Annotated in this window: 14 protein-coding genes; 5 read left to right on the forward strand and 9 right to left on the reverse strand. The window is 56.0% G+C overall.

Going from position 1 to position 13,784, the window contains the following annotated elements; all coding sequences use genetic code 11:
- Window positions 1-144: 144 nt before the first annotated feature.
- Window positions 145-840: a hypothetical protein gene (locus F8B91_RS00955; RefSeq protein ID WP_196501849.1), complete on the reverse strand. Its 696-nt coding sequence runs from the start codon at window positions 838-840 to the stop codon at window positions 145-147.
- Between the two features lie 155 nt (window positions 841-995).
- Complete coding sequence (locus tag F8B91_RS00960; protein ID WP_348641706.1) at window positions 996-1,586, reverse strand: recombinase family protein; 591 nt, start codon at window positions 1,584-1,586, stop codon at window positions 996-998.
- Between the two features lie 180 nt (window positions 1,587-1,766).
- On the opposite strand from F8B91_RS00960, the gene F8B91_RS00965 reads away from it, so the two are divergent.
- From F8B91_RS00965 to F8B91_RS00980, 4 genes are all read left to right on the forward strand, one after another.
- Window positions 1,767-2,003: a hypothetical protein gene (locus F8B91_RS00965; protein ID WP_196501851.1), complete on the forward strand. Its 237-nt coding sequence runs from the start codon at window positions 1,767-1,769 to the stop codon at window positions 2,001-2,003.
- The gene (locus tag F8B91_RS00970) at window positions 1,996-2,280 is read left to right on the forward strand and encodes a hypothetical protein (RefSeq protein ID WP_196501852.1); all 285 of its coding nucleotides are present in this window, start codon (window positions 1,996-1,998) and stop codon (window positions 2,278-2,280) included. The genes F8B91_RS00965 and F8B91_RS00970 overlap by 8 nt, the downstream gene beginning before the upstream one ends.
- Window positions 2,281-2,473: 193 nt before the next feature.
- Window positions 2,474-3,367 carry an HNH endonuclease gene (locus tag F8B91_RS00975; RefSeq protein WP_196501853.1) on the forward strand — a complete coding sequence of 298 codons (894 nt, stop codon included), beginning with the start codon at window positions 2,474-2,476 and terminating at the stop codon, window positions 3,365-3,367.
- A 108-nt stretch (window positions 3,368-3,475) separates the two neighbouring features.
- Window positions 3,476-4,486: a DUF2971 domain-containing protein gene (locus tag F8B91_RS00980; protein ID WP_196501854.1), complete on the forward strand. Its 1,011-nt coding sequence runs from the start codon at window positions 3,476-3,478 to the stop codon at window positions 4,484-4,486.
- Here the strand turns inward: F8B91_RS00980 and F8B91_RS00985 are convergent.
- The 7 genes from F8B91_RS00985 to urtA form a co-directional block, all read right to left on the reverse strand.
- Window positions 4,483-5,394 (reverse strand): abortive infection family protein, encoded by a 912-nt coding sequence (locus tag F8B91_RS00985; protein WP_196501855.1) that lies wholly within the window; start codon window positions 5,392-5,394, stop codon window positions 4,483-4,485. The two genes, F8B91_RS00980 and F8B91_RS00985, sit on opposite strands and share 4 nt — an antisense overlap.
- A gap of 41 nt (window positions 5,395-5,435) precedes the next feature.
- A complete protein-coding gene (locus F8B91_RS00990) occupies window positions 5,436-6,641 on the reverse strand; it encodes a tyrosine-type recombinase/integrase (RefSeq protein WP_196501856.1) in 1,206 nt (401 codons plus the stop codon).
- A 317-nt stretch (window positions 6,642-6,958) separates the two neighbouring features.
- Complete coding sequence (urtE, locus tag F8B91_RS00995) at window positions 6,959-7,654, reverse strand: urea ABC transporter ATP-binding subunit UrtE (RefSeq protein WP_196501857.1); 696 nt, start codon at window positions 7,652-7,654, stop codon at window positions 6,959-6,961.
- Window positions 7,655-7,657: 3 nt separating this feature from the next.
- On the reverse strand, window positions 7,658-8,419 hold the full coding sequence (gene urtD / locus F8B91_RS01000; protein ID WP_196501858.1) for an urea ABC transporter ATP-binding protein UrtD: 762 nt from the start codon (window positions 8,417-8,419) through the stop codon (window positions 7,658-7,660).
- Window positions 8,416-9,552, reverse strand: coding sequence for an urea ABC transporter permease subunit UrtC (gene urtC / locus F8B91_RS01005; RefSeq protein ID WP_196501859.1), 1,137 nt, complete (start codon window positions 9,550-9,552; stop codon window positions 8,416-8,418). Before urtC ends, urtD begins: the two co-directional genes overlap by 4 nt.
- Window positions 9,549-11,156 carry an urea ABC transporter permease subunit UrtB gene (urtB, locus tag F8B91_RS01010; RefSeq protein ID WP_196501860.1) on the reverse strand — a complete coding sequence of 536 codons (1,608 nt, stop codon included), beginning with the start codon at window positions 11,154-11,156 and terminating at the stop codon, window positions 9,549-9,551. The genes urtC and urtB overlap by 4 nt, the downstream gene beginning before the upstream one ends.
- A 144-nt stretch (window positions 11,157-11,300) precedes the next feature.
- Window positions 11,301-12,539 (reverse strand): urea ABC transporter substrate-binding protein, encoded by a 1,239-nt coding sequence (gene urtA, locus F8B91_RS01015; RefSeq protein WP_196503852.1) that lies wholly within the window; start codon window positions 12,537-12,539, stop codon window positions 11,301-11,303.
- A 412-nt stretch (window positions 12,540-12,951) separates the two neighbouring features.
- Here urtA and F8B91_RS01020 point away from each other — a divergent pair, with 412 nt between their 5' ends.
- Complete coding sequence (locus tag F8B91_RS01020) at window positions 12,952-13,782, forward strand: universal stress protein (protein WP_196501861.1); 831 nt, start codon at window positions 12,952-12,954, stop codon at window positions 13,780-13,782.
- The last annotated feature ends 2 nt before the right edge of the window (window positions 13,783-13,784 follow it).

The following is a 13,784-nucleotide window of genomic DNA, read 5'->3' on the forward strand; positions in this document are numbered from 1 at the left end:
AGCGTCCCGCGTTTGCGTGGAAGGTTTTGCGTGAGGTTGAACGCAGGTTAGGCACTAGGCGGCAAACCGACACGGCAACGCGGTTTATCGAAGGCGGGGTAGATCGACCAAGTAGCCCCGTCCAACGCGAAGCGGCAGACTGATTTAGAGACCGCTCCACCAGCTAGTGAGCCCGCCTATCACTCCTGCCAAGACCATCCCGGTGACGGCGAGGCCGAGCATGAAAATGATTACGCCACCAAACACGGCCAAGAACATCTCAAGGCCCACTTGAAACACTCCTACTTGTTCTCCTGCCAGTCGTCTCTCCTTGATGCCCTGCATGCGGCCAATGGGTGCCCAAAAGGGCGCTGACAACAAGCTGCCCCACCACATAAACGCCTTGGGGATTGCTATCATCGCGGTGGGCAAAACACGCGGGCACCACTGCTTCCGAGTCTCGACGGCCATGACAGCGAGGCCGCCTGCCATAAGGATCAACGGTATCGGCCATCCCGGAAGCGCAGTCATCGCGTCTTTCAGATTGCCGCCATAAGCCAGCCACATGAAAGCAGTGCCCGGTAGGATGTAGCAGACATAGCAGGGCACGACGAGGCCCAGGATTATCTGAGCGATCCAAGGCCCTCCTTCCGCTCTAGTCTTTCGATTGTCTTGCAGGAAGCCGCCCGCGATCCGCAAACCGGACCCAAGAAGCCAATATAGAACCGCAAGTACAATGCCGATGACAAGAACGACCGGGACGATGGTGAAGGCTTGCAACACAACAGACTTGCCGAAAAGTAAAACGGCCAGAATGAGACCCAAGAGGATGATAATAGCTGTGTTGCCTTGCCGATCCACGCCGCCCCACTCCGCGATGCCCCGATGCGACCATAAGTGGAAACGCCTGCAAATGACAATCCCCACCGTTCGTGTGAGAAGGGCGAGTCAATCAAGAACGATATGCAAAAACACCAAGGCCCCTGATATTGTGATCAGGTAGACAAGCAGCGGGGTCATATCGCCGCCGCCTTAGCCAGTCTTGCTAGCTCTTTTTGTACCGTGGCTTTGCTAAACCCAACGTGAGCGGCGATCTTCCTCATGCTCAAACCTTCACCGTTCAACCTCGCTATCTCCGCCCGCGTCTCAGGCTTTACCATTGCGGGCCTTCCCCCGGTTCTGCCCTCCGCCTTCGCCTTAGCAATTCCCTCGAGTTGGCGTTCCTTCCTGAGAGCGGTTTCGAACTCTGCAATGCTGGCGAGAATACCAAATACGAGCTTGCCCGTACGAGTGGTCGTGTCCAGCGCGGCATCATCCAGAACCTTGAAGCCTACACCCTTGGCGGTAAGCTCCTCCACTATCTGATGGAGATGGGAAGCCGAACGGGCGAGACGGTCCAGCTTCGTCACTATCAGCATGTCGGCATCATCGCGGAGATACTGCAGGCACTCCGCCAGCACGGGACGCGACTTGTCCAGCCCAGATTTCTTCTCCTCGAATATCTTGGTGGCCCCTGCCGCCTTTAATTTCTCAACTTGAGTAGCGTGGCCTTGCCCAGTGGAACTCACACGCGCGTATCCTACGATTGCCATCCTGTACCCTTTCATCTAAGACAATTGCTGACACTTTGTTAGTGTACGCTAAGAGTACAGTCAAGGGGGTGCGTCCAGAAAGTATACTTAATGTGCACGAAGCCGCCTCGCTCCCTAGTTCATTTGGTAAAAACCTCGTATTTGCAACGGCGGGCAACCATGTAGGCTTCTACACTTCACAAAAAGGAAACGACAATGGCAGACGGTTGGTCGGTAATGGTGAGAGTTCCCGATTTTCAAAGCTTAGGAAAGCCGGTGATTTACTACGCACATCTGCCAGATCGTGATGAAGCAGTTTCGGCGGTGAGGGTGGCAAAGGGATTAGACTCCAATGTTTCAGTCGAAGCTAAAGAACCTATCACCCACGCTGTTCTTAAGGGTCTGAATATTCCAGAAGGAAAAGTCGGGCATGAAGGGTACGAACTTGAGTGAACTTTCATTTGAAGAGACGCGGGAGCCAACAGAACGAGTTAAAGAACTGGCCTATCGTATATTGATCCGAGTCTGTGATGTGAAACATCCGCTGGTTAGGAGGCCGGGCGAAGTCTTGCATGGACCAATGCTGTTGAGTGTGATGACCGCTGGAATGTTCAAACAGGAAGAACTTAAAGCCGCAGTAGATTACATGGTAGTACAAGGATGGATTGAGTCCGCCGATCGGTTCCACAAACTGACCTCCAAAGGGCTTCAGCACTACAGAAGCATCTAAGGACACCGGGCATACGAACACCATGCGTTGTTCTGTTAGACCGGTCTCATCACTCCTGGTCCGTTTTTGACCTGGCGGCAAACGTCAAAAAATGCTGCTTCTGGCCCACGACGGCGCTGTAGTCTCATCGGAATGCGATATTGCGCCCGTTATCGCAGGATGATTAGCTCGGTGAGTCTGGGGAAATAGACTCATGAAACTGAAAGACCTTGTTTCCACGGTTGATCAACTGATGGGGGCGAAAGCCGTCTATGGTCCAAGCCTCGGTCCGGAAGCTGTGATGTGCTTCGGTGCTGTTGGGATAGACCCAAACAAGTCATCTTACTTTTCCCACGCTGAGACGGTTGCAAAGAAGGCGCTCGAAAGGCCGTACTTCGTGACAGTCGGTGGCGGCCACGACGTACAGGCGGGCTACAGAGGTCGCGCAATCGAAGTTGTCAAAGCGACGGGATGCTTCGGCAAGACTGAAGCCTTTGTGAAGACACCCGCTACCTACAGGCGCTTGATGCAGTGGCCAGCCGCAATCGTGCTTACCGAAGTTTATGAGATTGTTGGCATGCCTCGACTTGTCGATGACCTCGGTTTGGATGACATGAGGATATTGACCTTCGCGTTCGACGGCGTAGTTTTTCATGATGATCGAATGAAGGAGCTGTGGGACGCGTTGGATCAGTGCGAACTGCGGCGGCGTTGGGACATGGCTCCGCCTGCGTTCTTTCGAGACCCGGGAAAGCTAGATCGCTCCTACACTCTTTACCCTCAGATTTCTGAGGAGGAGGGTAAGCGGAGAGCAAAAGAAACTACTGTGCTTGAAAGAAGTAGCAAAGCGGCTCTAGCGGCAAAAGCACGTAACCTCACTCAAAACGGGGGCAAGTACACTTGCGAGGCTTGTGCCTATGCCGACGAAGTGAGGGGAATGTTCGATGCACACCATCTGCAACCGCTCGCCACTGGTCCACGGATAAGCACCATCGACAGCTACGCTATTCTGTGCCCACGATGTCATAGGATGGCACATCGAAAGGCTGAGAAACCGGAGGTTCCGTTGGCTATGGCGGAGCTCAAAAGACTTCTCAATGCCCAATAGCCCAAGCCTCAAAAGGCGGACAAACGGGGGGCGGGGCCATGGGGGGGTGAAGCGCCATGGGCAGCCTTTGATTGAGGCTTCACATTTTTTTGTGATTTTGGATGACGAATGACCGCACCAGTAAACCTCTACGAGCTGCAGCTGAGAGCAAAGCTTCCGCAGTATCTACTGCAAAGTCTTGATGAGTTCGAAGCGGCAACAGGAGAAGTACTTCGTCGGTTCTTAGCTGAGATCGAGGCTCGTCCACTGCCGCCGCTGCTCTATCACTACACAGGGGAGGGCGGACTTCGGGGCATACTTGGAAGTGGTACTCTCTTCTGTTCGGACGTCTTTCGCCAGAACGACAAAAAAGAAATAAGACATGGCATTAACGTAGCCTTTGACGAGTTGATCGAGCGCGGTCGCAAGGACCCGGATTTGTTCCGTGGTTACGCTGGCAATATCGCTAGGTTCCGGAGAACCCATCCGATGGAAAACGTGGGGAACTTTTACATCTGTAGCCTAACAGGCCAGGAGGAAAGTGAGAGGCAATGGCGACTGTATGGTGCCAGTTCTAGAGGCTTTGCGCTTGCGTTCGATGCTATGAGGTTAGAAGTGGCGTTCACGCAAGCAAACGGTGTGCCGATAGAGAATAACAATACGTTCCCTGTCACCTATGACCGCGCGATAGCCGCCAGACTGCAGGGCGAGATTTTGGACCTGATTGCCCCGCTGCTGGCACCTCTTCGAATGGGCGTATTGGCACAGCCGTCTCTAGATGCTTACTACAACGAACTGGCTGTGGTGCATCTGTTAGCTATTGTTCGCTTCGCGATGTTCTTCAAAGCAAGACAATGGAGCGCGGAAAGAGAATACAGGTTTCAGAACTTGTTCAGCATAGATGCGAAACCAACTGACGTGAGGCTGCGTCCCGATCCAATGGGCGGTGCCGCTATCGAGTACAGAGCCTTTGACTGGCGTTCCGTTGATCCCGGTTGTCTGTCTCAAATCATCATAGGGCCAAAAGCAGATCAAGATGGCGGAGAGGCATTGGCACGAGAACTACTTCAACTGCACCATCCAAACCCCGAGACCGTCAAGGTCGTGCAGTCGACTGTGGGCAGGCATAGGCGCGGTTAGTCTTGTGTTGGACTGTGGTGCAGCGGGAGAGAACGTTTCTGAAGCCTTTCCCATGTCTCAATAATAAACAGTGCGGCGGTTCCAGCTGCGTTAACCGCAAATCGAGCAATAGCCGGTTCGATGCGCTGATATCCCTTCTCACGCCCGTGTGCATCGCCTGCATGTGTGCGCAAGGCCCCGATACCAGACACCACGGTGTTCAAGCCTCCAAGTACTTGGCGCATGTCCTGCTCTATCACGGTCGGTAGACCCGAGAGTCCCGGAGAAAGCTGCAGCGGTTGTTGCACCGCTTTCCACAGACCGTCTATGTCCTTCTTCGGTGGTAGTGTTAGGTCTAGTTCAATCAAGATGGACCGAAAGACCGCCTCCAAAAGGGAACATGCGGCTGTGACCGCGTCTTCTGGATCGCTGGTGAGGTTGACAAGAGCACGGGCGATCTCGTTTTCGACTGTGTCGAAGTTGAGTGTCGTTGCCTTTGTAACGATATTCCCAACAATCACGCCCCCAGCTTGGCGGGCGACGAGGAGGGCCTTGCCGTTAACAATCGTAACGGTGAAGCCGTCAGCCTCAAGAGCATTGTTTAAGTGCTCTCTTACCGCCGCTGCTTTTTCCGGGTCTCTGGGATAGCCCCGAGGGTCGCATACCGTCACAATGGCGTTGGTGATCAGTTCATGGCCATTGGCACCGTTGGCAGCGTCGTTAAGGGCAGCCGTTGCGGCTGGGAGTCGCGATCCAATTGCCGGAGGCATAGGAATGTTGCAACCCAACATGAACTGCTGGATGCCTGGTAGGCTTCGGTAGTGCCCGATAGGTGGCTCATCGCTCGAACCACCATAGCCCTGTGCGCGACCGCCTGTGATGGTATCAACAAGCGCTTTCAAAACAAAGAGAGAGAACTGGCTTTGCATTGCGCAACATCATAGTTCGACGACCATGCAGTGCAACGGTGTTATCGTTTGGGCAGCTTTACCTTCTCTATGAACTGACGTGCTTGACGCTTTCGGTCTGCAGTCCAAGCGTAGGTTTCTCTCATGCTGCCCGATGTCCACCCGCAGATGAAGTCAACGAGGTCAGCGGGCGCTTCATGTTCCAGAAGCTCCTTAGAGAACCAGCGGCGGAAACTGTGGAAGTTCACGGGAGACCTATCTGTTCGATCTTTGCCGAAGCCCACGCCAACACTGCGTCGGAACCGTGTGAAAGCCTTAGAGATGGGTGAGGACCGCGACTTGAGGTCACTCGATTTGCGTATGGGCAACTCGTGGAAGACATAGTCTCGTTCGGTCTTACCCTTGCATCGCTCTTTGAGCATTGGAAAGAGATCAGGGTGAAGAGGGATAGTGCGGTCTGCGGCGGCTGTCTTCTCGCCGGGAAGGTGGATTGTCTTGGCAACGAAGTTCAAATCACCAACACGCAACTCACCTACCTCGTTCTGTCGCGCTCCTGTAAGAGCAGCAGTAGTCGAGTGTTCGAGGAGGTCCGGGCGCATCTGTAGATTACCACAGAACAGGCGCTTCATCTCCTGATCATTAAACGCCCGCTCCTTATCCTCGATACTCTTGCGCTGTTTCTGCAGTCGGAACTTCGACCAATAGACCGGACCTTCCATCATGTAGCCCTTGTCCATTAGCCAGTGCCAATACTGGCCTAACACTCCCAAGTCAGAGTTGACCGTCCCCGCCCTTCTGCCCGGCATGAGCTGCTTCTCGACGTAGTCTCTCATTAGCGAACGCGTATAGCCGTTTATCGAAACCTCTGGTTTCCAGTTCTTGAGGTTAGTGATGGCCATCTTCCGGCGGTAGATGGTGTGTGTCTCAGCAGGCTTTTCAGCATTGAACTTGTGTAGATACTCGTCGATAGGCACAACGCTGCGGGTGGCTGTCGCGGTGCTGTAGAACTTCTTTGCCGCCGCGGGGCCGTATTGCTTCTCAATCTGCTCGGCGCGGTCACGGGCAATATCCTCCGCGATGTCCTGATTGGTTTGCCCCAAACCTTCCAATGTGTCCGGATCGGTGGTTTCGCCTGTCTCTGTGTTTTCGAGAGCAAAGGTGCGGATGCCGAGCGCCTCGCGGTGAAGAGGTGCCAGATCACCGCCATCTCGTGCGACCTTAGCCAGTTGCAGTTCGTAGTCATAGTCAGCGTTGAGCGTCGGCAACATAGCTCGTGCCTGCACTCTACTTTCTATTCTGAGATTAACCCTGTAGTTCGACTTGCCATGATGCGGTGGACGAACCCAAGCTCGAAGGTCTTCTCTGATGCCTCGGATGTACCATTGCGTGTTTCCTCGACGTTCGAGATACTTATCGAGTTTAGGTTCTTTACCCATTCACTTTACCCAACTACTTTACCCAAGTGTTAGGCAAAGTAGCTGGGAAAATCAAGGATTGTGGGACTGTGTCACGGCGTGGGTTTGAGTCCCGTAGGGAGCGCCACTTCAAAAATCTGAATGTTTGGTGTGTGGCGCGATTTTGTCGCCTACACCATCACCATCGTTCTGGCCTTTTCATCCTGCAATGCCGCTCCGTCGCCGGAATGGATCACGCGGCCACGGTTGAGGATAATGAAATTGTCCGCCAGCCTGCGGGCGAAATCGAAATATTGCTCGACCAGGATGATCGACATGGTGCCCCGGTCGCGCAGCATCGCGATGACGCGCTCAATGTCCTTGATGATTGAGGGCTGGATGCCTTCAGTGGGCTCGTCGAGCAGCAGAACTTTGGGGCGCATCACCAGCGCGCGACCAATGGCCAATTGCTGCTGCTGCCCGCCGGAGAGGTCGCCGCCGCGCCGGTGGAGCATGGATTTCAGCACGGGGAACAGCTCGTAGATTTCGTCGGGAATGTTGCGCTCCTTGCGGGCGAGGCCAGCAAATCCGGTTTTCAGGTTTTCCTCCACGGTGAGGCTGGAGAAAATCTCGCGGCCCTGCGGCACCAGAGCGATGCCGGCGCGGGCACGCTTGTCGGCGGGAAGCTTGGTGATGTCCTTGCCGTCAAACATAATGCTTCCGCCGCGTGCTGCGGCCTGGCCGGCAATGGCGCGAATGAGGCTGGTCTTGCCGGTGCCGTTGCGACCGAGGATGCAGGTGATCTTGCCGGGCGAGGCGGACACCGATACATCCTTCAGCGCCTGGCTGGCGCCGTAGAACAGGTTGACTGATTTTGCTTCCAACATCTCTCAGCGCCCCAGATAGACTTCAACCACGCGTTCGTTTTTCTGCACGTTTTCGAGCGAGCCTTCGGCCAGAACCGAGCCTTCATGCAACACAGTGACACGTACGCCGAGCGCGTTGATGAAATCCATGTCGTGCTCTACCACCACTACGGATTTTTCGCCTGCGATGCGTTTCAACAGCTCAGCCGTCTTGGCGGTTTCAGCGTCGGTCATGCCGGCCACCGGCTCATCGACGAGCAAAAGCTCCGGCTCCTGCATCAGAAGCATGCCGATTTCCAGCCATTGCTTCTGGCCGTGGCTCAGACCTCCGGCGCGGATGTTCTGCTGTTCTTCCAGATTGATGAGCGCGAGGTTTTCTTCGATCTTCTTTTTATCAGCCGCAGCAGCTTTCCAGTTCAAGGCCGCGAAGGGCGAGCGGTTGGCTTTCAGCGCCAGTTCCAGATTGCGCCACACCGTGTGGTTTTCAAACACGGTGGGTTTCTGGAATTTGCGGCCGATGCCGAGATTGGCGATGGCGGCTTCATCATGCTTGGTGAGGTCGATATTGCCGAACATCACGCGGCCTTCGTCTGGCCTCGTCTTGCCGGTGATCACATCCATCATGGTGGATTTGCCCGCACCATTGGGGCCGATGATGGCGCGCATTTCGCCGCGCTTCACATCGAGCGCCAATTTGTTCAGCGCCTTGAATCCATCGAAGGAGACGCTTACGTCTTCGAGATAGAGCAGGGTCTCGCCCAGGGTTTTGGTTTCGGCAGGGATCATTCCGCAGGCTCCGGCTTGAGTTCAGCAGCAGCTGCGGCGCGCTTCTTCAGTTTGGACCATCCCGCGAAGGTTCCGGCCAGGCCCTTGGGCATGAACAGGGTGACGGCGATGAATAGCGCGCCCAAAACATAGAGCCAGGCTTCCGGCAGCACGCCGGTGAACCAGCTCTTGGCAGCATTGACGACGACGGCACCCAAAGCCGCACCCCACAATGTGCCGCGCCCGCCGAGGGCCACCCAGATCACTGCTTCAATCGAATTGGTCGGCGCGAATTCGCCGGGATTGATGATGCCGACTTGTGGCACATAAAGTGCCCCGGCAATTCCGGCCATCACCGCGGAAACCACGAAGACGAAGAGTTTGTAGTTCTCGGCCCGGTAACCAAGGAAGCGTACGCGCGCTTCGGCATCGCGGATGCCGGCCAGCACCCAGCCCAGTTTCGACAGCACGATCACGCGGGCGATGATGAAGCAGCCTGCGAGTGCTAGCGCAGAGAGTGCAAACAGCACAGCGCGGGTGGTCGCGGCTTGAACCGGGAAGCCCAGAATGTCCTTGAAATCGGTGAGGCCGTTATTGCCGCCAAAGCCCATGTCGTTGCGGAAGAAGGCCAGCAGCAAGGCGTATGTCATCGCCTGGGTGATGATCGAAAGATAAACACCGGTGACGCGCGAGCGGAAGGCGAACCAACCGAAGACCAGTGCCAGCAAGCCGGGTGCCAGCATCACCATGAAGGCGGCGAACGGGAACCAGTTGAAGCCGTACCAGTACCAGGGCAGTTCCTTCCAGTTCAGGAAGACCATGAAGTCCGGCAGGTCGGCATTGCCGTACACACCGCGCGCGCCGATCTGGCGCATCATGTACATGCCGAGCGCGTAGCCGCCGAGCGCGAAGAACGCGCCATGGCCCAGGCTCAAGATGCCGCAATAGCCCCAGACCAGATCGACGGAGAGGGCGAGCAGCGCGTAGCAGAGATATTTTCCCACCAGCGTGACGCCATAATCGGGGAAGTGAAAGCCGCTGGTTTCCGGAATGACGAGGTTGAGCACAGGCACCAGCACCGCCAGCACCAGAAGAAGGCCAGTGAAAATGATGGCAGGCCGATCCAGCAATTTATCGGCAGCGGGTGCGCTCATGATTCCACCCAGCGTCCCTTGATCGCAAACAGGCCGCGTGGCCGCTTCTGGATAAAGAGGATCACGCAGATCAGGATGATGATCTTGCCCAGCACCGCACCGGCAAAGGGCTCAAGAAATTTATTGGCAATCCCCAGGGCCATGGCACCAGCCAAAGTGCCCCAGAGATTGCCCACACCACCGAATACAACGACCAAGAAGCTGTCGATGATGTAATTCTGTCCGAGATTAGGGCTCACATTATCAATTTGCGTGAGCGCGACACCGGCCAATCCCGCGATGCCGGAGCCGAGGCCGAAGGTGAGCGTATCAACCCAGGCGGCCTTGATGCCCATGGCGCGCGCCATCGGGCGGTTCTGGGTCACGGCGCGCATTTGCAAGCCAATGGGTGAGCGCTTCATCAGCAGCATCAGCCCGAAGAAGATCACGGCGGTGAAAGCCACGATCACGATGCGGTTCATGGTGAGCGACAGGCCGTTGGTGATGTCGATGGAACCCGCCATCCAGCTAGGGGCTGAAACATCCTTGTTAGTGGGGCCGAACAGCGAGCGTACCGCTTGTTGGAGAACCAGCGAGAGACCAAAAGTCGCGAGCAAGGTTTCCAGCGGGCGGCCATAGAGGAAGCGGATGATGGTGCGTTCAATCGCCATGCCCAGAAGGCCAGTGACGATGAAGGCCGATGGCACGGAAATGAGCAGTGCGTAATCCGCTGCGCCGGGAATGTAGGCGGTGACCACTTGTTGCGTGACGTAAGCGGTGTAGGCGCCGACCATGACCAGCTCGCCATGCGCCATATTGATGATACCCATCACGCCAAAGGTGATGGCAAGGCCGATAGCGGCGAGCAGAAGAACTGAACCGAGTGAGATGCCGTACCAGAAATTCTGCACCAGTGTCCACGACGCGAGGCCACTCTGAATAGAAGCGGCAGCCGCTGCAGCGGCGGACTTAACAGGTTCTTCGGCAGAATTGGCCACTTGTGCGAGGAGAGCGGCAGTGTCGCGGTCTCCAACCTCTTTCAAGGTTTCAATAGCCGCCAGCTTGTCGGCATCGGGGCGTGAAGAATTCAGCACGGCCGCAGCGAAGGCCTGCTTCATCAAGGCGAGTGCGGATGGATCTTTCTCGGCAGCGATGGCCTTTTCCAGCGTATCTACGGCAGAAGCATCACCGGCTTTCAGGATATTCGCGGCAGCGGCTTTACGCGTAGCCACATCAGGACTGAACAATGTGAGGCCACCCTTGGCCGAACTGATCACACCGCGCAGCGCGTTGTTGACCTTTACCTTTTCGAGCGTGGCCTTGGGTGCCGTGCCTGCATCCTGCCCGGTGGCGGGATCAATCAGTGTGGCGGGATCGGCGTCATCCTTGATGATGAAAACCACCTTGTCGGCCTTGCGCATGTAAAGCTTGCCGGCATCGAGGGCATCGAGCACCGGCACGGCGGCAGGATCACCCGATGCGGCCAATGCCGCAATCGCCTGTTCGCGCGCCTTGAAATCACCTGGTCCCAGCGCATTCACCAGATCGGTGGTGCCAGCCCAGGCAGAAGCAGCCCCGCAGAGCAGGGCAAAAACCATCAGTATACTGATTAAAATCTTCTGCATCTTGGTCCACTGAGAAGAATTGGGCGGGGCCCATCCACGGGAGGAGGTGTGAACGGGCCCCGGAAGTCTGACGGCCTTGAGGAAACCGCCAGATGGAAGATCAGCCCGGCTCCGGGAGGAAACCAAAGTCCGGGCTGATGTCGACTAGGTAGCGCCACCGCACTTGCCGGACTTCACGTTGAAGTTTCCGCAAGACATGGGTTTGCGCCAATCCGAGATCAGGTCTTTCGAACCGGGAAGGAAGTCAGACCATTCGTCACCGGCCACGAGACCAGGCGTCTGCCAGACGATATCGAACTGGCCGCTTTCCTGGATTTCGCCGATATACACCGGCTTGGTGATGTGGTGGTTCGGCAGCATGGCCGAGTAACCGCCGGTGAGGTTTGGAACCGTCACGCCGATGATGGCATCCAGCACCGGATCGGTGTCGGTGGTACCGGCCTTGGTGACAGCCTCAACCCACATGTTGAAGCCGATGAAGTGGGCTTCCATCGGGTCATTGCTGACGCGCTTCGGGTTCTTGGTATAGGTCTGCCAATCCTTGATGAAGGCGGCATTGATCGGCGTATCCACCGACATGAAGTAGTTCCAGGCGGCCAGATGGCCGACGAGAGGCTTCTTGTCGATGCCGGCGAGTTCTTCTTCGCCAACCGAGAAGGCGCAAACCGGAATGTCGGTGGCCTTGACGCCTTGCGAGCCGAGTTCCTTGTAGAAGGGCACGTTGGCATCGCCGTTGATGGTTGAAACCACAGCGGCCTTCTTGCCGGCCGAGCCGAACTTCTTGATGTCCGACACGATCGACTGCCAATCGGAATGACCGAATGGCGTGTAGTTGATCATGATGTCTTCCGGAGCAACCTTCAGGATGTCCTTGAGATAGGTTTCAAGGATCTTGTTGGTGGTGCGCGGATAGACATAGTCGGTGCCGGCCAGAACCCAGCGCTTCACGCCTTGTGCGGCGAGGTAATCAACCGCCGGAATGGCTTGCTGGTTCGGCGCAGCGCCAGTGTAGAACACGTTCTTCTGGCTTTCTTCGCCCTCATATTGCACCGGGTAGAAGAGCAGGCTGTTCAGCTCTTCAAATACCGGCAGCACCGACTTGCGGGACACTGAGGTCCAGCAGCCGAAGGTGGCGACGCAACCGTCCTTGGAAATCAGCTCGCGAGCCTTTTCGGCAAACAGCGGCCAGTTCGAAGCCGGGTCAACGACCACGCCTTCCAGTTTCTTGCCCAGCAGGCCGCCCTTGGCGTTCTGTTGGTCGATCAGCATGAGCATGACGTCCTTCAGCGTGGTTTCGCTGATGGCCATGGTGCCCGAGAGTGAGTGAAGAATGCCGACCTTGATGGTTTCGCCAGCTGCGAATGCGAATTGCGGCATGCCCATGGTGGCCGCAACGGCGCCAAAAGCAACCGCTGATCTGAGTAGTCCCCTGCGTGTGGTCATTTGTTATCCCTCTGTTAACGCATTGATCCCTACGCAAGGGGCGTGCCAGTTGGTGAATTTCTATCATATTGAAATTGTTATATAAAAATACGACTAAATATTAGGCAATTTAAAATATGCCGAAATTTTGGGCTAAAAGCCTGCTGCAATGCGGTGCAATTGTGCGGCGCAAAATCTAGAGTGGCGGTGGGGCGGCTTTGCATCAAACGCCGGGCGGAACTTGCATCAGTGCAGATCGTTGACGCAATAGCGCTCGATCGGCGGCAAAATTCAGTTCGTTTGAGGTGGATCAAGGCTTCAGCAGAATGGCACCTCCAAACTGGTCGCGAGCTTTTCCAGAAGGAGAGACACCATGGGCTACAAAACCATCATGCTTTGCCTCAACGAAATTGCAGCACTGCCACGCCTGCTGGATGCGGCAGTGAGTGTAGGTTCAAAGTTCGGCGCACACGTTCGGGGGCTCTATGTCATCCCAGCCGCCACGGTTTACGGGGCGGAATCTTACACCATTTCTCCGGTAGTGTTCGACGGCAACCAGACCTTCTTCAAGGACCGCCAAGCCAAAGTGCGTGCGCAATTCGAGCAGGCGATGAAGAGCAATGGGCTCACCTATGATTTCATCGAGCTTGAATCGGAAGTGCCCGACATCACCGACACTGTGGTGGCCACCGCGCGCGATTGCGATTTGATCATCATGGCGGCGTTGCGTGATGATTCAGATGAACCAGTTGAAACTGACATGCTGGAACGCGTGGCCATTGCCGCTGGCCGCCCGGTGTTGGCGCTGCCGGCAAAGGGTACACTAAACCTGAACTTCGACGATGTGGTGGTGGGCTGGAACGGCAGCCGGGAGTCTTCGCGTGCTGTATTTGATGCCTTGCCGCTGTTGATCAAGGCCAAACGGGTAAGCATCTGCACGGTAGGTGCTGGCCCCGATGGTGAAATCCCCGGTTCTGGACTTGCCGAGAACCTTTCACGCCACGGCATCAATCCCGAAATCCAGCGGTTGGGGGCAGAGTCACGCAATACCGGCGAGACGCTACTGCGGTGCGCGCGTGACTATGGTGCCGGATTGATCGTCATTGGATGCTACGGCCACAGCCGCTTTTCCGAGATGATCTTCGGCGGTACCACGCGCCATGTGATGCAGAATATTGATCGAGCCGTGTTGCTGTCGCATTAAAT

It is taken from the genome of Aestuariivirga litoralis, from assembly GCF_015714715.1.
In the GTDB taxonomy this organism is placed as follows: domain Bacteria; phylum Pseudomonadota; class Alphaproteobacteria; order Rhizobiales; family Aestuariivirgaceae; genus Aestuariivirga; species Aestuariivirga litoralis_A.